Source organism: Streptomyces scopuliridis RB72 (assembly GCF_000718095.1).
GTDB classification, from domain to species: Bacteria; Actinomycetota; Actinomycetes; order Streptomycetales; family Streptomycetaceae; genus Streptomyces; species Streptomyces scopuliridis.
On record NZ_JOEI01000001.1, the window covers coordinates 17,129 to 36,089 of the forward strand.

Below are 18,961 nucleotides of genomic sequence, written 5' to 3' on the forward strand. Positions count from 1 at the left end.
GGAGAAGAGACATGAGCAACCCGTTCGAGGATGCGGACGCCACCTATCTGGTGCTGGTGAACGACGAGGGCCAGCACTCCCTGTGGCCGTCCTTCGCCGAGATCCCCGCCGGCTGGACAACCGTCCTCGGCCCCGACGCCCGGCAGGCGTGCCTCGACCACATCAATGAGAACTGGACCGACATGCGTCCCAAGAGCCTCATCGACGCCATGGACGCCGCCTCGGCCTCCTGAGGCCCGCCCTCCAGCCACCAGCCATCACACCGTCACACACCACCGAACAAACAGGAGAAGAACCATGTCCGAAGCGCGTGAACAGCACCTGGACGAGCTGCGCGAGATCGTCGCCGAGGTGCTTGAGGTCGAGCCCGAGGAGATCACCGAGACGGGTTCGTTCGTGGAGGAGCACGAGGCGGACTCGCTGCGGGCGATCGAGATCCTCGCCAGGATCGAGAAGAAGTACAAGATCGACATTCCGCAGGCCCTACTGGGCGGCCGGAGGAACGCTCGGCCTCGACACCCTGGGCGGCAAGATCCAGGACATGGCGAGAACCCGGGGATCCGGATTCATCGCCGTCGTGTGGATCACCGGTGCGCTGAAGGTCGCGGGCGCCGTGTTCTCCCTGGCCCTCGTCCAGTCGTGGGGCCGGATCTTCCCCCGCCCGCTCATGCTGCTCGCGGGCTGGGGAGGCTCGGTCGGGCTGACCCTCTACGGCGCCCTGCAGGTGGGGTCCCTGGCGCTGGTGGCCGCCGGCATCGTCACACCGGCCGATCCCATCGAATGGAAGCCGCTGCTGTGGCGCCTGTTCGTCTGGGACCTGTCGTTCCTGGTGTGGGGCCTTCTGCTCCTCCTGGCCACCCGCCACTACGTCAAGAACCGCCCGCGGAGCGCAGAGAGAGTCGCAGAGAAGTGATCTACGACAACGCGCGAGATCTCGTCCTCGACCGTCTCTTCCTGCGGTTCGACGGACTCGTCCCCGACATCCGGCTGCTGCTCAAGATCGAGGGGTTCAATCCGGCCGGGTCGATCAAACTGAAGACCGCCATCGGCCTGGTCGAGGACGCGGAGCGGTGGAATCTGCTGAAGCCCGGCGGCCGCGTCATCGAATCGTCGTCGGGCAATCTCGGAGTGGCGCTGAGCTCGGTGTGCGCCGCCAAGGGATATCCGTTCATCTGCGTCACCGACCCGAACACCTCACCGCAGAACGCCGCGTTGATCCGGGCGTTCGGCGGGGAGGTCGTGGTCGTCGACACGAAGGACGCCAACGGCGGATATCTGCAGTCCCGGATCGACTACATCGGCGACCGGCTCCAGGAAGACCCCTCCCTGTTCTGGCCGAACCAGTACGCCAACGAGGCCAACTCCCGTATCCACTACGACAGGACCGCCGCCGCCATCCTCGGCGAAGTGCCCGAGGTGGACTTCCTGTTCGTCGGCGCCGGCACCACCGGCACGCTGATGGGCTGCGCGGACTTCTTCCGTGAGCACTCCCCGCGCACCCGGGTCGTCGCGGTGGACACGGCCGGCTCCGTCACCTTCGGCTTCCCGCCGGGCAAGCGGCATCTGCCCGGACTCGGCACCAGCCGCAGACCGGAGCTGTGCGATCCCCAACTCGTCGACGAGGTCGTCATCGTCCCCGAGGCGGAAGCCGTACGGATGTGCCGCTCCGTCGCCAGGAGCCAGGGCATCGCCATGGGCGCGTCCACCGGCTCCGTCCTGGCCGCCGTTGCCCGCAAACGCGGTGAACTGCCCGCGGGATCCACCGTGGTCGCCATCGCCCCCGACAACGGCGACCGCTACCTCAACACCGTCTACGACGACGCCTGGGTCGTGGAGCGGTTCGGTCTGTCCGCCGTGGCCCCCCACGGGACGGACGACCGTCCGGACACAGACGGCTCGCTGCTTCTGAAAGGTTGACATGTTCGATTTCCACGTCGTCAGCGGCGAGACCGCCCGCCGGGTCATCGGCAGATCGAGGACCCGGATCGTGGAGGAGGTGCGGGACACCTACCTCATCCACGACCGGGGTGACTCGGTCAATCCGAACAGCTACTTCCTGCGGTTCCCCGACAAGCCCGACAGCCGGATCATCGCCCTGCCCGCCTATCTGGGCGGCCGGTACAACACCGCCGGGATCAAGTGGATCGCCAGCTTCCCGGCCAACATCGAGCGCTCCGTACCGCGCGCCTCGGCCGTGCTGCTGCTCAACGACTACGAGACCGGCTACCCCTTCGCCTGCCTCGAAGCCTCCCAGATCAGCGCCGCCCGCACCGCGGCCTCGGCCGTCCTCGCGGCCGAGACGCTGACCGGCGGGCACACCGCACGGCGGCTCCTCGTGGTGGGCGCAGGCATCATCGCCCGCAATATCCTGGAGTTCTTCAAGGCGCGGGAATGGGCCATCGACGAGGTGCTGGTCCACGACCACCACCCGCGGTACGCCGAGTCCCTCGCGGACTTCACCACCGGCGAACTCGGCTACCGGGCGAGCAGCGCGCCCGACCGGGACGCCGCCGTCGCCGAAGCCGACCTGGTGGTGCTCGCCACGACCGCCGGGGAGCCCTACCTCACCCAGCCCGGCACCTTCGCCGCCGGGCAGACCGTCCTCAACATCTCGCTGCGGGACATCGGCCCGGAGATCATCGAGGGCGCGTACAACGTCCTGGACGACATCGGTCACTGCCTCACCGCGAACACCTCCCCGCACCTCGCGGAGCAGAAGTACGGCCACCGCGACTTCATCACGGGAACCCTCGCGGAGGTCATCCGCGGCGACGTCCGGGTGCCCGGGGACCGGCCCGTCATCTTCTCGCCCTTCGGACTCGGCGTGCTCGATCTGGCCGTGGGCGCGCTCGTCCATCAGGCCGCCCTCGACCAGGGGGAAGCCGTCTCCGTCGACGGATTCTTTGGCGAGACCACCCGCTGGTAGCTCCCGCCCGGCCCAGCGAACACACCACCCACTTCCGGACCCGAAGCATGAGGTAATTCCCATGTCCACAGAACGTCGCGCCCTGGTCACCGGGGGCTCGCGCGGAATCGGCAGAAGCGTCGCCGTACGCCTGGCCCAGGACGGAATGGACGTCGCATTCTGCTACCGCAGCGAGAAGGAGCGGGCGGAGGAGACCGCCGCGCTGATCCGCGAGCAGGGCGTGCGCTGCTTCCACGCGCCCTGCGATGTCGCGGACTTCGAAGCCGTCCAGGGCTTCATCAAGGACGCCGAGGCCGAACTCGGCCCCCTCGACACCCTTGTCAACTCGGCCGGGATCGTCCGGGACAACCCGCTGGTGCTCATGCCCGTGGAGGACTGGGGCGCCGTCATCGACGCCAGTCTGACCGGCACCTTCAACTTCTGCCGGTCGATGGCGTTCGGCTTCATGAAGCGCAAGAAGGGCGTCATCGTCAACATCTCGTCGGTGGCGGGCGTCTACGGCAACAAGGCACAGACCAACTACTCCGCGGCCAAGGCCGGTATCAACGGGATGAGCAGGTCGCTCGCCAAGGAACTGGCCCCGTACAACATGCGGGTCAATGTCGTCGCGCCCGGGTTCATCGAGACCGACATGACCGCCCGTCTCTCGGACAAGGTGCGCGAGCAGGCACTCGACCTGGTCCCGCTGCGCCGCTTCGGGCGCCCCGAGGACGTGGCCGAACTGGTGTCCTTCCTCGCCTCCGACCGTGCCGACTACATCACCGGCCAGGTCTTCCAGGTCGATGGCGGCATCGTCCTGTGAGCCGCCGGTTCGCCGCCCCGCTGGACGCCGTCGACACCGCGGACGGCGCCGTCAGCGCCGGCGGCACGCGGATCGAGGCGGTCAAACGGATCGTCGCCGACGACCCGTATCTCGGAGGCCACTACCCGGACTTCACGATCTACCCGGGTGTGTTCACCATCGAGTCCGTCCACCAGACCGTCCGGCGCTGGGCCGCCGAGCGGTACGGCCCGGGCACGGCCGTCGAGCTGACCTCGATCGCCTCCGTCAGCTTCGCGGCCCCGCTGCTCCCGGGGGACACGATGAGCATCGGCTGCGACATGACCAGCCAGGACGATCCGTCCTCGGTCCGCGTCAAGGCCCGCTGCCACCGCGCGGACGGCGCCCTCGCCGCCCGGATGACCCTCGGACTGCGTATCGACCGGGAGGGCGGACATGACGACGCTTGAGCACGCCGACATCCGCCGCATCCTGCCGCACCGCCACCCCGTACTGCTCGTCGACCGTGTCCTGGAGATCGAGCCCGGCGCGCGCATCGTCACCACGAAGGCCGTGACCGGAAGCGAGCCCTGCTACGCCGGTCTGGACGAGAACCTCCCCAGCGCCGCCTACGCCTACCCCGTCTCCCTGCTCGTCGAGTCGTTCGGGCAGAGCGGCGCCGTCCTGTGGCTGCACTCGGCGGCCCTGAAGGACGAACCCGTCGAGGGCACCCTCATCTTCGGCTCCGCCCGCGACGTGACGATCACGGGCAGCGCCTGCCCCGGTGATGTGCTCCGTCACATCGTCGAGATCGACCGGATCATCGGAGACAACGCCTTCATGCGGGGCGAGACCTGGGTGGGCGACGTCCGTATCGCCACCCTGGGCTCGGTACTCGCCGTCGTACGCGACGGGCTCGCCTCCGACGACTCGTGAACCCCCGAGCCGCTCACCGTCCCCACCATCCGCCATATCGCAGGAGAAGAAGCATGTCTGAAGCGCGTGAACAGCACCTGGACGAGCTGCGCGAGATCGTCGCCGAGGTGCTTGAGGTCGAGCCCGAGGAGATCACCGAAACGGGTTCGTTCGTGGAGGAGCACGAGGCGGACTCGCTGCGGGCGATCGAGATCCTCGCCAGGATCGAGAAGAAGTACAAGATCGACATTCCGCAGGCCAAGACCATGCTGCGCACCGTCTCGCCCGCCGACTGGGGCCGCACCAGCCTGTTCGCCGCCGCGGCCGCCCGGCTCGCCGTCGAGGACTCCGGCATCGACCAGGAGCTGCTGTCCGCGGCCGCCGCGGGCTCCAGCATCGGCACCACCAGCGGTGAGTCGCAGGTCATCGAGCAGCTGACCGCCGAGTGGGTCCACGAGGGCCTCTCCGGCATCACCCCCGCCTACGCGGCGCAGGTGCCCGCGTCCCGGCTGGCCAACGCCGTCAACCAGGAGCTCGGCCTCAGCGGGGAGGCCGTGACGCTCTCCACCGCCTGCTCCGCGTCCAACTACGCGCTGGGCTACGCCTACGACCAGATCCTCACCGGCGACGCCGACTACATGATCGCCGGCGGGGCGGACTCGGTGTGCCGCTGGGCCCACGCCGGGTTCTACCGTCTCGGCGCGCTCACCGAGAAGGTCTGCTCCCCGTTCGACAAGGACCGCTCGGGCATCCTGACCGGCGAAGGCGGGGCCGCGCTCTTCCTGGAGACCCTGGAGTCGGCCACCGCGCGCGGCGCGCACATCTACGCCGAGGTGCTCGGTTACGGCCTCAACTGCGACGCCAACCACATGGTCGCCCCCGACCCCGTCAGCATCGCCGAGTGCATGCGCCGGGCCCACCGCAACGCGGGCATCTCACCCGCCGACGTGGACTACATCTGCGCCCACGGCACCGGAACCCCCGCCAACGACACGATGGAGGCCAAGGCCGTCGTCGAGGTCTTCGGCGAGCGCCCGCCGCCGATCAGCTCCATCAAGTCCATGCTCGGCCACACCATGGGCGCGGCCAGCGGCTTCGGCGCCATCGCCTCCGCGCTCGCCCTGGACGAGGGCTTCCTGCCCCCGACCACCAACTACCGGACCCCGGACCCGGGAATGCCCGGAATCGACCCCGTGCCGAACGAGAGCCGTCCCGCGCGCCCCAAGGTCGTGCAGAACAACGGATTCGCCTTCGGCGGCAACAACGCCATCACGATCCTCGGACAGGTCGCATGAACGCCACCGCTACCGCCCCCGGCGTCTCCCCGGACGCCCCGCGGCCCCACGACACCCTTCGCGACGGGACCCTGGCCATCACCGGCTGGGGCGTCGTCTCCTCCCTGGCCATCGGCGCGGACGAGTTCACGACCGCCGTGGGCGCGGGCCGCAGCGGCCTGCGCGACGTCACCGGGATGTTCGACGAGGAACTGCCCGAGGACGAGGCGTTCGCCATGCCCGACTTCCGGGTCCGCGACCACCTCGGCCGGAAGGGAACCAGCTTCTTCGACCGCAGCACCTCGCTGGCCCTGCTGGGCTGCACCCTGGCGCTCGACGACACCGATCTGCTCGTGACCGACGACAACCGCGACCGTGTGGGCATCGTTCTGGGGACCACCGCGGGCAGTATCAAGGCGACCAGCGACTACAGCCGCGAAACACTGGTCAACGACCGGCCCTACCTGGTCAACCCGGTGCTGTTCCCCAACACCGTGATGAACTGCGCCGCCGGCCAGTCGGCGATCTGGCACAAGCTCAAGGGTGTCAACGCCACGATCGCGGGCGGACAGCTCGCCGGACTGAGCGCGCTGCGCTACGCCCGTAACCAGATCCGGCGCGGCTACGCGGACGCCCTGCTCGTCGGCTCCGTCGAGGAGTTCAGCCCGCACACCGCCTGGTTCGCCCACCGCCAGCACAGCGAGTGGGAGGGCCGCGCCCGGGTCGGAGAGGGCTCCGCCGTTTTCATGGTCGAGGACGCGGCGACGGTGCGCGAGGCCGGCCGGCAGCCGGACGCCGAGGTGCTCGCCGTCGAGGCCGGCACCTACGGCCCGCCGGGACGCTCCCCCGACGCGGGAGAGGGGCTCGCCAACTGCGTTCTGCGCGCCCTGAAGCGGGCCGGGGTGGAGCCGTCGGAGGTACGCGCGGTCGCCTCCGGGGAGTGCGGGATCGCGCCCTTGGACGACGTCGAACGCCGGGGCGTCGAGGGCGCGTTGGGCACCGAGGTGTGGCACGTACGCGCCAAGGAGTGGGTCGGCGAATGCCAGAGCGCCGCCGGTTCGCTGCAGCTCGCCGCGCTGCTGGCCGGTCACAGGGGCCACCCGGAACTCGACGGGGCGGTGTCCGTCGTCACCTCCGTCTCGGCCGACGGCTCCGTCGGGGCGGCCGTGCTGAGGGGGTGGCACCGTGGACGTCGCGCTGACCGGAGCTGACCTCGTCACCTGCCTCGGCGACGCCGACGCCACCTTCGCCGCGCTGCGCAAGGGCGTCGACGGCAGCGAGCCGCTGAGGTTCTACGACACCGGCCGCATGGGCGTCACCCGCGGCTACCACGTGACCGACGACGAGGGCGACGACAAGGACGAGCCGCCGCTGCGCGCCGGGCGCTGGCTCGCCCGGTGCGTGGCCGGCGCCGTACGGCAGGCCGGCATCGACCCGGCGCGCGAGAGGGTGTCCGTCATCGTCGGCACCGGTCTGCGAGAGCTGCGGGCCGTGGAACGCTGGACCCTGGACGGCGTCCCCGTCCGCCGGCGCGATCTGCACTTCGACGCGGCGGTACGCGCGGTGCTGCCGGACGTCGCCGAAGTGATCACGGTGTCCAATGCGTGCTCCGCCTCCGGGCACGCGCTCGCCCTGGCACAGGACATGCTCGCGGCGGGCGAGGCCGACGCGGTCGTGGCCGCGGGCTGCGACGCGATGAGCGAGAGCATGCTCACGATGATCGGCCGCGTCGCCGACGCCCCGACCGCCGTGCTCCAGCCCTTCCAGGAGGGCCGCGCCGGCGTCCTGCTGGGCGAGGGCGCGGTGGCGGTGGTCCTCCAGCCCCGCACGGACGGAGGAGCCCGCCCGCTCGCCACCGTGCTGGGGACGGGTCTGTCCTGCGACGCCCACCACGAGACGGCTCCCGACGCCGGCGGCATCGTCGCCGCCATGCGGGACGCCCACAGCCGCGCCGGGGTGCGCCCGCGCGACATCGGCCTCGTACTCGCCCACGGCACCGGCACCGCCCTCAACGACCCCACCGAGGCCGCGGCCCTGCGCGAGGTCTTCGACGGCACCGCTCCGGGGCCGCTGGTCACCGGTGTCAAGGGCGCCATCGGACACACCTCGGGGAGCGCCGCGCTGATGAGCCTGCTCATCGCCGTGGAGTCGATGCGCACCGGCTCGGTGCCCGCCACGGTGGGGCTGAGCGAGCCGATCCCGGAAGCGGCGGGGCTGCGCCTCGTCATCGGGGAGCCCGCCGACTGCGACGCGCGCGTCGCCCAGGTCAATGCCTTCGGGTTCGGCGGAGTCAACGCCGTCAGCATCATCAGGGTGGACCGATGAACAACACCGCGCACACCGCGCACCCCACGGGATACGCGGCCGGCGTGAGCGTCACCGCGCACGCCCTCCATGTCCCCGGCGCCGACGGGACGACGGCGGGTGCCGCGAGCGCCCTGTTCACATCCGTGGCCCCGGAACCGGCGTGTGGTCCCGACGAGGCGCACACCGTACTCGGCCGCAAGGGGCTGCTGTACAAGGAGGACTCGACGCGGCTCGCGCTGTGCGCCGTACACCGGGCGTTCGGTCTTCCCCCCGGCAAGCTGAGGGAACCGCTCCCCGGGGCGGCGGACACCGCCGTCGTCGTCAGCTCCAACTTCGGCAACGTACGGACCGTCCGCGACATCGTGGCCGAGATGCGCGCCGGCAGTGGGCACGACGTCAGCCCCCTGAACGGCCCCAACGCCTCCAGCAATGTGATCGCCAGTACCCTCGCCATCCGCTACGGCTTCACCGGGCCGAACCTGATGGTGTGCGGCGGCGCCACGTCCGGCCTCGACGCGGTCCGGCTCGGCGCCCTGCTGCTGCGCGCGGGCCGCGCCCGGCGAGTCGTCGTGGTCGGTGTCGAACCCGACGACGAAGTGGCCCGGGGCCTTGCCGCTCTGCGGCCGGGAGGGGCCGGACTGCGCTCCGCCGCGGCCTGCGTGGTGCTGGAGCCCGAGGCCGAAGGGCCGCGCCTCGGGAGCGTACGCCACCATGCCCGTCCCGGCGCTCCCGCCGAGGCCGGGGCACCGGCCGCGCTCCGGCTGGCCGCGCCCGGTACGGCGGACATCTCGGGCGGGGTCGACCTCACCGACCACGTGGGCGAGACGTACGGCGCGGTGGGTGTGCTCCAACTCGCCGTCGCCGCCGCCTGGTTGTCGTCCGGTGAACGGTCCGGCGGCGCGCTGATCACCTGTGGCGACGACGAGGACGGCTACGCCTCCGTACGTCTCGACCCGGCCGGCGACCGAGTCCCCGCGGGAGCCTGCTGAGATGGCGAAGCCGAAGGAGGCGTCCGGGCCGGAGTTCTGGACGCGCGTGGCCGAAGTCCGGGGCCCGCGCGAGCGGTTGGCGGTGTCCCGGGCGCCCGGCACCGCGGGACCCGTGGTCGCGCTGGTCCACGGCCTTGAGGGCAGTGGGGACAGCTGGCGGCCCCTCGTCGAGGCGCTCACGGGCTGCCGGGCGTACGCGCTCGACCTGCCCTGGCGCGCGGGCAACCCGTACCGCTGGCGGCAGCACGGCACACCGGCCGACTGGCTGCGGCAGGCCCTGGACCTCGTCCCGGAACCCGTCGACGTCCTGCTCGGCCACTCCTTCGGCTCCAACGCCGTACTCGAACACCTGGCGACGCCCGACAGCCCCCATGTTCCGTCCGCCGCCGTGCTCCTGGCCCCGTTCTACCGTCCGGAGAGCCTCACCGTGGACTGGCCGCTGCATGACGCGGCGCTCGCCGGTTTCCGCCGGGTCATCGCCGACGGTGTACGCGTGGGACTGGGGGAGCGCGCCAGGACCATGGACCCCGAGGTCCTCTCCGCGATGGTGGCCACCGCCCTCGAACGGATCGGGCCCGTCGGATTCCTGAGCCTGTTCCTCCAGTTCGTGGGCACCACCGAACTCGCCCTGGCCGACGTGACCGTGCCCACTCTCGTCCTGGCGGGACAGCACGACGAGTCCCTGGCCGGGAACCGGGCGACGGCCCTGGCCGCCGCCATGCCCGCGGCGACGGTCCGTCAGCACGCGCACTACGGCCACTTCTGCCACGCCGAGCAGACCGGCGACGTAGCGGCGGAAATCGCCGCCTTCCTGATGAACACCCCGGAAAGGAACAACCCATGACAGTCCTGCTCGACGGCAGCCTCACCACCCCGGTGGGCAGCCCCCGCTACGAGGGCGCCAACATCCGCACGTGGATCGGCTTCAAGCACTTCATGTACCTGACGGAGGAGGCGATCCTTGAGTACTTCCGCGAGCGCGGGGCGGGGGCGGAGACGCTCTATCACACCTACGGTCTGGGCCTTGAGATCGTGGACCACTCGGTGAGCCTCCCGGCCACGCTCGGTGTGGACGACAAGGTGACCGCGGTCGTCGAGCCCGGCAAGCCCAAGCCCGGTCATGGCGCGCCGTTCAAGGTGAAGCTGACCGTCGAACGGGACGGCGAGACCGTCACGGTGCTCACCGGCAAGATCCGTGTCGCCCTGGTCGTGCTGAAGGAAGCGCCGAGCGACGTCCAGCCCGTCCCGTCGTTCCTGGAGCCCTACACCGTCCCCGAGGTGGCCGCGCTCGCGGACGCCGCCGGCACCCCCTCCCCGGCCGTCGCGGAGAGCGACGTCCCCGGTCTGCTCGTTCCCGCCGGCTCCAACGCGTTCCTGTGGTCCTGGCGGATCCCGTACTTCTACTGCCACTTCTCCGACCGTCTCCAGCACTCCGGCTATGTCCGGGCGATGGAGGAGGTCGTCGACCGGTTCCTGGAGGACCGCGGCATCTCCATCCGCACCATGCTCGTCGAGCGGGGCTGGATCCCGGTCGTGTCGCGGGCGCGGGTGCACATGCTGGCCGACGCGCTCATGGAGGAGACGCTGCACACCGTCTTCACCGTCGAGGAGATCATCAAGGAGGTGATGTACACCGCGACGTTCGACACCTATGTGTACCGCGACGGGCGCCTCGTGCACACCGCCACCGGCAGCATCATGCACGGCTACGCGGTCAGCCGCGGCGAGAACGCAGGCTCGCTCGCCGAGTTCGACGACACCACCCGTGCCGCCCTGCTCGGAGGCGGGCGATGAACGACACGCAGCCGAAGAAGAGGCTGAAGCGGCCGCCCCGGCTGTACTTCAACCTGCGCAGCCCGTTCAGCTGGATGGGCCTGCGCCAACTCGAAGAGCGCTTCCCGCAGGCGCCGGACGTCATCGAGTACTACCCGTACTGGGACCCGGACGAGAAGACCGTGGCCGCGCTCGAAGAGCGGGACTCCGGCTTCCACTACACCCAGATGTCCAAGGCCAAGCACCTCTACATCCTTCAGGACACCAAGCGGCTCTCCGCGCGCTTCGGTTACACCATGGCCTGGCCGATCGACATCGATCCCTGGTGGGAGCGTCCGCACCTGGCCTGGCTCAAGGCGCGTCACCTCGGCCGTGAGCGGGAGTTCTACACAGCGGTGACCGCGGCGCGTTGGGAGCGCGGCGAGAACATCTGCGACGCGGAGGTGCTGCGCCGCGTCGCCGAGTCGGCGGGCTTCGACGGCGACGAGATGCTGGCCGCGGCGGACGACCCGGAGCTGCGCGCCGAAGGTGTGGACGCGCTCGCGGCCGCCTACGACGACGATGTGTTCGGCATCCCGTACTTCAAGGTCGGACGGCACCGCTTCTGGGGCCTCGACCGCGTCGACGCCTTCCTCGACGAGCTGATCCCGGCCCTGGAGAAGGCAGCCGAATCCGCCCCCGCCACGCCGCAGGAGGTGCCCGCCGACCTGCTCAACCGGGTTGGCGCGTACGACTCCGACTCGGCGGGCGGCTGCGGCTGAACGGAAGATCCCGTGCTACCGACAGCCGTCGGCGCGGCCCTTGCCGGCCGCCGCAGAAGAGTGCTCCTCAGCAGTGTGTCCTCCGACTCGCACACATGGAACCTGGTCTTCCTCCAGTTGCTGCTGGAGGAGATGGGCCATGACGTCACCAACCTCGGCGCGTGCGTGCCCGACGAGATGCTGGTCCAGGAGTGCGCCGCGCTCCGTCCCGACCTGGTGGTGATCAGTACGGTCAACGGCCATGGACACGCGGACGGGAAGCGGCTGATCGGCAAGGTGCGTGCCCGGCCGGAGACACGGCACACCCCGGTGGTGATCGGCGGAAAGCTGGGCATCACCGGGGGCACCCAGGCGACGGCGTCACACGAACTCGTGATGGCCGGGTTCGACGCGGTCTTCCAGGACGACGCGGACCCGGCCGCCCTGGGCCGCTTCCTGGACACGCTGGAGCCCGCGCCGAACACACGGGAGCCCGGTCAGGACGTTCTGGAGCGGGGCCCGGATGTTCTGGAACCCGGCCCGGACGTTCTGGAGCCCGCGTCATGAGCGCCGCCCGGGGCTCCTTCGTGGGCCTGTCGGAGGTGCGCCGGTCGGCGGGTCTGCTGGTCCAGCCCCGCATGGGCTTCAGCGGCCCCGAGCAGATGCGGCGGGGCCTCGCCGCCACCCGGCGGGCGCGCGCGGCCACCGTGGGCACCCTCACCCTCGACAGCTATACGAGGGTGAAGGACTACGCGTCGGTCGAGCGCGCCCTCGCCGAGGACACCGGGCTCAACGGCTATCCGATCGTCACCCACGGCGTGGAGACCACCCGGGAGGTGCTGGAAGGCATCCGCGGCCCCGGCTTCCCCGTCCAGATCCGGCACGGCTCCGCCCTGCCCGACGACATCTTCACCACCCTCGTGGCGGCCGGCCTGGACGCCACCGAGGGCGGCCCCGTCTCGTACTGCCTGCCCTACAGCCGCGTCCCGCTCGCCGTCGCCACCGACGCCTGGGCCCGCTGCTGCGAGCAGTTCGCGCGGCTGCGGGACGACCGGGGCATCGAGCCGCACCTGGAGAGTTTCGGCGGCTGCATGATGGGCCAGATGTGCCCGCCCAGCCTGCTCATCGCCATCACCCTGCTCGAAGGGCTCTTCTTCCACCAGCACGGGCTGCGCAGCGTCTCCCTCAGCTTCGCCCAGGGGACCCACCCACGGCAGGACGACGAGGCCATCGCCGTCCTCCGCTCCCTGGCCGCGGAGCTCCTTCCGCGCGACACGGACTGGCACATCGTCGTCTACACGTACATGGGCAAGTACCCGCGTACCCCCGAGGGCGCGCGGCACCTGCTGCGCGGAGCGGCCGAACTCGCCGTACGCGGGGGCGCGGCGCGGCTGATCGTGAAGACGCCTGTCGAGTCGCGGCGCATCCCCACCATCGAGGAGAACGTCGAAGCGCTGGAGTTCGCGGGCGCGGCGGCGGCAGCGGTGGAGGGCGCGCCGGCACCCCCGGTCCAGGACACCGGTATCGCCGCCGAGGCCCGGCTCCTCGTCGACGCGGTCCTCGATCTCGACGCGGACGTGGGCAAGGCCCTGGTCGCCGCCTTCGCCAAGGGCTACCTCGATGTGCCCTACTGCCTGCACGCCGACAACCGCGGTCGCTCGCGCGGCTACATCGACGAGGCAGGACGGCTGCGCTGGGCCTCCGTCGGCGCGATGCCCATCCGTGGCGTGACCGGTTCCCGCGAGCGCGAGCACCCGGTCGGCAGCGCGGAACTGCTGACGGCCCTCTCCTATGTGGAACGCACACACGACCGCCTGGCACTGCACGGCGGCGATCCGAGAACACCGGGAGCACACCATGAACTGGACGCTGGAACGACTGCTTCCGACCTTCGACAAACGTGAACACCACAGCCGGCTGATCCACGCCCCTCAGGACCGCGTCTGGGACACCCTCATGGACCTGCGCGCGGGCGACCTCCCCGTCACCCTCGGCCTGATGCGGGTACGGGGCGGCCCCTCGGCGTGGGTGAAGGGCATCGACGTCGGGGCGCACGAAGGGATGGATCTCCGCGTCCTGGACTCCATGGCACCCCGTGAGATGGCCGCCGATCCGCCCCACGAGGTGGTCCTCGGCGACATCGCGCGCTACGTCGCCCTGCGTCCCTCCCGCCCGGAGATCGAGCGCGGTGACCCGGAGGCGTTCGCCGGGTTCGCCGAGCCGGGCTGGTCCAAGGTCGTGATGAACTTCCGCCTCACGCCCGAAGGCGACGGCACCCTGCTCTCCACCGAGACCCGCGTCCTGGCCACCGACGCCTCCGCCCGCCGCGCGTTCGCCCTCTACTGGGGCGTCATGCGCGCGGGCAGCGGCCTCATCCGGCACGACATCCTGCGGGCGATCGAGAAGAAGACGCGGACGCCATAGCCGTCTGTCGCGTTCTGCTCACAGGTCTCTGCTCACAGCTCTCTGCTCACAGCTCTGAGTTCAGAGGTCTGTGTTCAGAGGTCGACGACGAACGCGGCCCTGCCGGAGCGGCGGCCGTTGACCTGGATCTCCAGGGCGTGTTCGCCGGGGTAGTGGCGGCGCGTGGTGATCGGGCGGAAGGAGTGCCGGCGCTCCAGGGCGAGTCGCTCACCGGCGGCCAGGGTCCGCGTCGTCAGTTTGAAGACGCGGGGTGCTGTGGTGCCGTTGGCCTTGCGGTAGTGGATGACGTAGTCGACGGCGAGCCGGACCGGCCGGGGTCCCTCGTTGGTGAGGTCCACACCGAAGACCAGTGCGTCGTCCTGGGTGACCTTCGTGCTCCGCAGACTGGGGCCGGTGACGGTCAAGTCCTCGGAGGGCGGGGCGAATCCGAGCAGATCGAGTGCCGCGGCATCGGCCTGTTTGACGAGGGTGCGCATCGCGTGTTTGACCACCGCGGGCGTGGTGGCGGCAGCGGCGCGCTCCGACCAGTCGCGGGCTGTGGAGACCGCGAGGGCCGGGTCGAGCCGTGAGATGTCGTTGAGGTGGTTGGCCACGGATCTGCGGACCACTTCGTCGGCATCGGTGTGGAGTGCGTCGAGGATCGGCACGGTCACGGAGGGCCGGTGGCGCAGTTCCGGGACCTGTTTCGCCCAGGGCAGCCGCGGTCTGGTGCCCTCGCTCGCCAGTCGCCGTACGGAGGGATCGGCGGAGGCGGTCCAGGTGCCGACGGTCCGCAACGTCCTCTCCATGTCGGCGTTGAGGAAGGTCCGCAGGGCGAATTCGCTGGTCAGCCGGGGTGTCAGAGCGGCGAGAAGGGCGAGGCCGTCCTCGAAGTCGGCGGGGCGGGCCGAGTCCACGGCCAGCGCCGCCACGGCCTCCGTGACCGGCCAGATCATCCAGCCGGAGAACCTCGGATCGGCCAGGGCGGCACGGAAGACATCCGCGGCGGCGGGGTACGTACCGGGGAGGTCCTGGACCAGCGCGTCACATACGGCGCGCGTCCGCTGGCTCAGACCGAGCGGCCCGAGGGCCTCGGCGCTCGCTCGTACGGTGGACCAGCGCGTGCTCGGCGCGGCGGTCGCGCCGAGCACGCGCGCCAGCTGTCGGATACTGGCCGCGCTGATCAGCTCATCGGCGGTGGGCATGTCGGTACGTCGTCCTCCGTGTGTCGGCCCGGATCGGATCGGTCCGGATCCGGGATCTCTCTCGCACGTCAGACGCTACGACGGGACTAGGACAGCTCTTGTCCTGGATCCGCCCCGTCCCGATCGGAACACGCACGTCGCGTCGCTCACGCCGCGCCGACGGCCGCCGTGAGCATCGGGAGGGCACGGGTGAGGGCGCGTTCCCAGTAGGGCCAGGTGCGGGTGCCGGGGCCGTAGCGGTCGGCCGTGACGTTCAGGCCGTGGTGGTCGCGGTCATACGGGTGCCCCGCGCGCGGATCGCACGCGGGGCACCCGGGGCCGTTCAGGTCAGGCGACGACCTGGCCCTCGTGCAGCTTGCGGATGTCGTCCGCGTCGTAGCCGAGGTCCGCGAGCACCTCGTCCGTGTGCTCGCCGAGCAGCGGCGCACCCTTGATGTCGGGCTTGAAACCGGAGAACTTGACCGGGCTGCCCACGGTCAGGTACGTGCCGCGCTCCTTCTGCTCGACCTCGACGATCGTGCCGCTCTTGCGCATGTCGGGGTCCTCGGCGAGTTCCTTCATGCTGAGCACGGGGGCGCAGGGCACCTCCCACTCGCGCAGGATGTCGACCGCCTCGTACTTGGTCTTGTCGGCCAGCCACTTCTCGATCTCGCCGAAGATCTCCATGATGCGCGGCTGGCGGGCGCGGGCGCTCGTGTAGTCCGGGTCCTCGACCCACTCGGGGTGGCCGATCGCCTCAGCGGTGCGCTTCCAGTTCTGCTCCTGGATCGTGAAGTAGATATAGGCGTTGGGGTCGGTCTCCCAGCCCTTGCACTTCAGGATCCAGCCCGGCTGACCGCCGCCGCCGGCGTTGCCGCCGCGGGGCACCGCGTCGCCGAACTCGCCGTGCGGGTACTGGGGGTACTCCTCCAGGTAGCCGACCTTCTCCAGGCGCTGCTGGTCACGGAGCTTGACCCGGGTCAGGTTGAGTACGGCGTCCTGCATGGACACCGATACCTTCTGGCCCAGACCGGTCGCGTTGCGCTGGATGATCGCGGTCAGCAGGCCGATCATCAGGTGCATACCGGTGTTGCTGTCGCCGAGGGCCGAGCCGCTGATGGTCGGCGGGCCGTCCCAGAAGCCGGTGGTGGACGCGGCGCCACCGGCCGCCTGCGCGACGTTCTCGTAGACCTTGAGGTCGTTCCACGACGAGTCGTCGTTGAAGCCCTTGACCGAGCCGAAGATCAGGCGCGGGTTCAGCTCGTGGATGTGCTCCCAGCTGAGACCCATCCGGTCCATGGCGCCCGGCGCGAAGTTCTCGACCAGGATGTCCGACTCGCGGATCAGCTTCTCCATGACCTCCTTGCCCTCGGGGGTCTTGGTGTTGATGGCCAGCGAGCGCTTGTTGCTGTTCAGCATCGTGAAGTACAGGGCGTCGAGGTCGGGGATGTCCCGCAGCTGATTGCGGGTCACGTCGCCGCCCTGGGGGCGCTCGACCTTGATGACGTCGGCGCCGAACCAGGCGAGCATCTGCGTACACGCGGGACCGGCCTGGACCCCGGTGAAGTCGATCACCTTGATTCCGGCGAGCGGCTTGTCACTCATGGTGGCTTCCTTCTCGTGAATGATCTTGGTACGGAGGGTGTGGTGTGCGGGGGAGTGCGGTGAGCCGGTCGCTCACTTCTTCGCCGGCGTGATGTTGCCGACGGTGATGCCCTTCGGGTTGAGGTGCGCGATGTGGCCGCTCTCGGTGCCGGCCGACGGGTCGATCGCGCAGTCGATGAGCGCCGGGCCGCCCGAGGCCAGCGCCTCGGTGAGGGCCGCGGTGACCTCGGCGGGCGTGGTCGCGCGGTAGCCCTTGCCGCCGAACGCCTCGATCATCTTGTCGTGGCGCGCCTGGAGCATCAGGGTCGTCGGGGACGGGTCGGTCTCCAGGGGGTTGACGTCGTCGCCGCGGTAGACGCCGCCGTTGTTCATGATGACGGTGACGACGGGCAGGTTGTAGCGGCAGATCGTCTCCAGCTCCATGCCGCTGAACCCGAAGGCGCTGTCGCCCTCCACGGCCACCACCGGCTCACCGCTCTCGACGGCGGCGGCGATCGCGTAGCCCATGCCGATGCCCATGACACCCCACGTACCGCTGTCGAGGCGGTGGCGCGGTACGTGCATGTCGATCACATTGCGGGCGATGTCCAGCGCGTTGGCACCCTCGTTGACGAGGTAGATCTCCGGGCGCTCGTGGATGACGTCACGTACGGCCTTCAGCGCGCCCATGAACTGCATCGGGTGCGGGTCGGCCTTGAGGCGCTCCGCCATCTTGGCGACGTTCTGCGCCGAGCGCGCTCCCAGCTCCTCGCGCCAGGCGGCGGGGGCCGCGATCTGGCCGGGCTTGGTCCGCTCGGCGAGTGCGTCGAGCACCGACTCGATGTCTCCGACCAGCGGGGCGGCGATGGGCTGGTTACTGTCCATCTCCTTGGGCTCGATGTCCACCTGGATGAACTTCGCGTCGGGGTTCCACTGCGGAGCCTCGCCATGGTTGAGCAGCCAGTTGAGGCGCGCGCCGACGAGCATCACGACGTCGGCCTTCTTCAGCGCCAGCGAACGGGCGGTGGCGGCGGACTGCGGGTGGTCGTCGGGCAGCAGGCCCTTCGCCATCGACATCGGAACGTACGGAATGCCCGTGGACTCGATGAAGTTCCGGATCTTCTCGTCCGCCTGCGCGTACGCGGCGCCCTTGCCCAGCACCACCAGCGGCCGTCGCGCACCCGCCAGGATCTCGACCGCGCGGTCCACCGCCTCGGGCGCGGGCAGCTGGCGCGGCGCGGGGTCGACCAGACGGCTCAGCGTCTTCGCGCCCTCCTCCGCGTCCATGATGGAGCCGAGCACCGCGGCGGGGATATCGAGGTAGACACCGCCGGGCCGGCCGGAGATGGCGGTCCGCAGCGCACGGGCGATACCGCGGCCGATGTCCTCCACCCGGCTCACGCGGTACGCGGCCTTGACGAACGGCTGGGCGGCGGCGAGCTGGTCCATCTCCTCGTAGTCGCCCTGTTTCAGGTCGACGAGGTGGCGCTCGCTGGAGCCGGAGATCTGCACCATCGGGAAACAGTTCGTGGTGGCGTTCGCGAGCGCGACCAGCCCGTTGAGGAAACCCGGCGCGGACACGGTCAGCGCCACGCCCGGCCGCTTCGTGAGGTACCCGGCCGCCGCCGCCGCGTGTCCGGCGTTGCTCTCGTGACGGAAGCCGATGTAGCGGATGCCCTGCGCCTGCGCGAGGCGGGCCAGGTCGGTGATCGGGATGCCGACCACGCCGTAGATGGTGTCCACGTCGTTCAGCTTGAGCGCGTCGACGACCAGGTGATACCCGTCGGTGAGCTCGGCCTGAGCGTCGGCGGTCGCCGCGTTCTCCAGTGCGGAAGGGGCGGTCATGGTCCGAGGTCCTCCTTGGGCGGTCATGCCTGATCGGCTTCTCGTCCCACCTTCCGCAGCCCGCTTCCGCACGTCCAAGACCTATCGGCGACCAGCCGATAAACAGCATTTATCGATCAACGATCGCCGCATGTCAGAGGCGTGCGGAAGCCCTCGGGGAACCGCTTGATAGATCCTCGCTATCGGCTGTTCGCCAGCGGGTATTGGACGACCGCCGCGTGCCCGCGCAGGCTCGCAGAGGACAGCTTCATCGGACCTGGT

The 18,961-nt window shown here is 70.3% G+C and carries 19 protein-coding genes and 2 pseudogenes; 18 read left to right on the forward strand and 3 right to left on the reverse strand.

The features are described from left to right. Positions 1–11 precede the first annotated feature (11 nt). The 18 genes and pseudogenes from IF11_RS0100020 to IF11_RS0100100 all read left to right on the forward strand — a co-directional run bounded on the left by IF11_RS0100020 (position 12) and on the right by IF11_RS0100100 (position 14,108). Complete coding sequence (locus tag IF11_RS0100020) at positions 12–233, forward strand: MbtH family protein (RefSeq protein WP_030349232.1); 222 nt, start codon at positions 12–14, stop codon at positions 231–233. Positions 234–297: 64 nt separating this feature from the next. After that, positions 298–477: pseudogene (locus IF11_RS43065) on the forward strand (acyl carrier protein); the annotation flags it as partial. A gap of 19 nt (positions 478–496) precedes the next feature. Then, positions 497–913: pseudogene (locus tag IF11_RS42675) on the forward strand (DUF3995 domain-containing protein); the annotation flags it as partial. Next, positions 910–1,917, forward strand: a complete 1,008-nt coding sequence (gene sbnA / locus IF11_RS41785; protein WP_037726663.1) for a 2,3-diaminopropionate biosynthesis protein SbnA — start codon at positions 910–912, stop codon at positions 1,915–1,917. The pseudogene IF11_RS42675 and the gene sbnA, both read left to right, overlap by 4 nt. A gap of 1 nt (position 1,918) precedes the next feature. Next, positions 1,919–2,926: a 2,3-diaminopropionate biosynthesis protein SbnB gene (sbnB, locus tag IF11_RS0100035; RefSeq protein ID WP_030349235.1), complete on the forward strand. Its 1,008-nt coding sequence runs from the start codon at positions 1,919–1,921 to the stop codon at positions 2,924–2,926. Positions 2,927–2,987: 61 nt separating this feature from the next. Continuing rightward, positions 2,988–3,728 (forward strand): 3-oxoacyl-[acyl-carrier-protein] reductase, encoded by a 741-nt coding sequence (fabG, locus tag IF11_RS0100040; protein WP_030349236.1) that lies wholly within the window; start codon positions 2,988–2,990, stop codon positions 3,726–3,728. Further along, positions 3,725–4,156: a 3-hydroxyacyl-ACP dehydratase FabZ family protein gene (locus tag IF11_RS0100045; protein ID WP_051745216.1), complete on the forward strand. Its 432-nt coding sequence runs from the start codon at positions 3,725–3,727 to the stop codon at positions 4,154–4,156. Before fabG ends, IF11_RS0100045 begins: the two co-directional genes overlap by 4 nt. Continuing rightward, a complete protein-coding gene (locus IF11_RS0100050) occupies positions 4,143–4,622 on the forward strand; it encodes a 3-hydroxyacyl-ACP dehydratase FabZ family protein (RefSeq protein WP_030349238.1) in 480 nt (159 codons plus the stop codon). Before IF11_RS0100045 ends, IF11_RS0100050 begins: the two co-directional genes overlap by 14 nt. A gap of 53 nt (positions 4,623–4,675) precedes the next feature. Then, positions 4,676–5,896, forward strand: coding sequence for a beta-ketoacyl synthase N-terminal-like domain-containing protein (locus IF11_RS36205; RefSeq protein WP_078490255.1), 1,221 nt, complete (start codon positions 4,676–4,678; stop codon positions 5,894–5,896). Next, positions 5,893–7,086, forward strand: a complete 1,194-nt coding sequence (locus tag IF11_RS38145; RefSeq protein WP_078490256.1) for a beta-ketoacyl synthase N-terminal-like domain-containing protein — start codon at positions 5,893–5,895, stop codon at positions 7,084–7,086. The genes IF11_RS36205 and IF11_RS38145 overlap by 4 nt, the downstream gene beginning before the upstream one ends. Further along, positions 7,061–8,200, forward strand: a complete 1,140-nt coding sequence (locus IF11_RS0100065; RefSeq protein WP_030349490.1) for a beta-ketoacyl synthase N-terminal-like domain-containing protein — start codon at positions 7,061–7,063, stop codon at positions 8,198–8,200. Before IF11_RS38145 ends, IF11_RS0100065 begins: the two co-directional genes overlap by 26 nt. Beyond that, positions 8,197–9,171, forward strand: a complete 975-nt coding sequence (locus tag IF11_RS0100070) for a beta-ketoacyl synthase N-terminal-like domain-containing protein (protein ID WP_051745218.1) — start codon at positions 8,197–8,199, stop codon at positions 9,169–9,171. The genes IF11_RS0100065 and IF11_RS0100070 overlap by 4 nt, the downstream gene beginning before the upstream one ends. Position 9,172: 1 nt before the next feature. After that, on the forward strand, positions 9,173–10,015 hold the full coding sequence (locus IF11_RS0100075) for an alpha/beta fold hydrolase (protein ID WP_051745219.1): 843 nt from the start codon (positions 9,173–9,175) through the stop codon (positions 10,013–10,015). Then, positions 10,012–10,965, forward strand: a complete 954-nt coding sequence (locus IF11_RS0100080; RefSeq protein WP_030349242.1) for a thioesterase family protein — start codon at positions 10,012–10,014, stop codon at positions 10,963–10,965. The genes IF11_RS0100075 and IF11_RS0100080 overlap by 4 nt, the downstream gene beginning before the upstream one ends. Further along, positions 10,962–11,705: a 2-hydroxychromene-2-carboxylate isomerase gene (locus IF11_RS0100085; RefSeq protein WP_206300704.1), complete on the forward strand. Its 744-nt coding sequence runs from the start codon at positions 10,962–10,964 to the stop codon at positions 11,703–11,705. The genes IF11_RS0100080 and IF11_RS0100085 overlap by 4 nt, the downstream gene beginning before the upstream one ends. Positions 11,706–11,717: 12 nt before the next feature. After that, positions 11,718–12,251 carry a cobalamin B12-binding domain-containing protein gene (locus IF11_RS36210; RefSeq protein WP_051745221.1) on the forward strand — a complete coding sequence of 178 codons (534 nt, stop codon included), beginning with the start codon at positions 11,718–11,720 and terminating at the stop codon, positions 12,249–12,251. Next, the gene (locus IF11_RS0100095; protein ID WP_051745226.1) at positions 12,248–13,588 is read left to right on the forward strand and encodes a methylaspartate mutase; all 1,341 of its coding nucleotides are present in this window, start codon (positions 12,248–12,250) and stop codon (positions 13,586–13,588) included. The genes IF11_RS36210 and IF11_RS0100095 overlap by 4 nt, the downstream gene beginning before the upstream one ends. Further along, complete coding sequence (locus IF11_RS0100100; protein WP_030349246.1) at positions 13,542–14,108, forward strand: hypothetical protein; 567 nt, start codon at positions 13,542–13,544, stop codon at positions 14,106–14,108. Before IF11_RS0100095 ends, IF11_RS0100100 begins: the two co-directional genes overlap by 47 nt. Before the next feature lie 74 nt (positions 14,109–14,182). Here the strand turns inward: IF11_RS0100100 and IF11_RS0100105 are convergent, their stop codons facing one another. The 3 genes from IF11_RS0100105 to oxc form a co-directional block, all read right to left on the reverse strand. After that, positions 14,183–15,292: a DNA alkylation repair protein gene (locus IF11_RS0100105; protein ID WP_030349247.1), complete on the reverse strand. Its 1,110-nt coding sequence runs from the start codon at positions 15,290–15,292 to the stop codon at positions 14,183–14,185. A 327-nt stretch (positions 15,293–15,619) separates the two neighbouring features. Next, positions 15,620–16,876, reverse strand: a complete 1,257-nt coding sequence (frc, locus tag IF11_RS0100110) for a formyl-CoA transferase (RefSeq protein WP_030349248.1) — start codon at positions 16,874–16,876, stop codon at positions 15,620–15,622. A gap of 72 nt (positions 16,877–16,948) precedes the next feature. Continuing rightward, positions 16,949–18,700, reverse strand: a complete 1,752-nt coding sequence (gene oxc / locus IF11_RS0100115) for an oxalyl-CoA decarboxylase (protein WP_030349249.1) — start codon at positions 18,698–18,700, stop codon at positions 16,949–16,951. Positions 18,701–18,961: the final 261 nt, after the last annotated feature.

Coding starts and splice junctions, on each gene's coding strand:
- IF11_RS0100020 (WP_030349232.1), top strand. CDS start 12: ATGAGCAACCCGTTCGAGGATGCGGACGCCACCTATCTGGTGCTGGTG.
- sbnB (WP_030349235.1), top strand. CDS start 1,919: ATGTTCGATTTCCACGTCGTCAGCGGCGAGACCGCCCGCCGGGTCATC.
- fabG (WP_030349236.1), top strand. CDS start 2,988: ATGTCCACAGAACGTCGCGCCCTGGTCACCGGGGGCTCGCGCGGAATC.
- IF11_RS0100050 (WP_030349238.1), top strand. CDS start 4,143: ATGACGACGCTTGAGCACGCCGACATCCGCCGCATCCTGCCGCACCGC.
- IF11_RS36205 (WP_078490255.1), top strand. CDS start 4,676: ATGTCTGAAGCGCGTGAACAGCACCTGGACGAGCTGCGCGAGATCGTC.
- IF11_RS38145 (WP_078490256.1), top strand. CDS start 5,893: ATGAACGCCACCGCTACCGCCCCCGGCGTCTCCCCGGACGCCCCGCGG.
- IF11_RS0100070 (WP_051745218.1), top strand. CDS start 8,197: ATGAACAACACCGCGCACACCGCGCACCCCACGGGATACGCGGCCGGC.
- IF11_RS0100075 (WP_051745219.1), top strand. CDS start 9,173: ATGGCGAAGCCGAAGGAGGCGTCCGGGCCGGAGTTCTGGACGCGCGTG.
- IF11_RS0100080 (WP_030349242.1), top strand. CDS start 10,012: ATGACAGTCCTGCTCGACGGCAGCCTCACCACCCCGGTGGGCAGCCCC.
- IF11_RS0100085 (WP_206300704.1), top strand. CDS start 10,962: ATGAACGACACGCAGCCGAAGAAGAGGCTGAAGCGGCCGCCCCGGCTG.
- IF11_RS0100095 (WP_051745226.1), top strand. CDS start 12,248: ATGAGCGCCGCCCGGGGCTCCTTCGTGGGCCTGTCGGAGGTGCGCCGG.
- IF11_RS0100100 (WP_030349246.1), top strand. CDS start 13,542: ATGAACTGGACGCTGGAACGACTGCTTCCGACCTTCGACAAACGTGAA.
- IF11_RS0100105 (WP_030349247.1), bottom strand. CDS start 15,292: ATGCCCACCGCCGATGAGCTGATCAGCGCGGCCAGTATCCGACAGCTG.
- frc (WP_030349248.1), bottom strand. CDS start 16,876: ATGAGTGACAAGCCGCTCGCCGGAATCAAGGTGATCGACTTCACCGGG.
- oxc (WP_030349249.1), bottom strand. CDS start 18,700: ATGACCGCCCCTTCCGCACTGGAGAACGCGGCGACCGCCGACGCTCAG.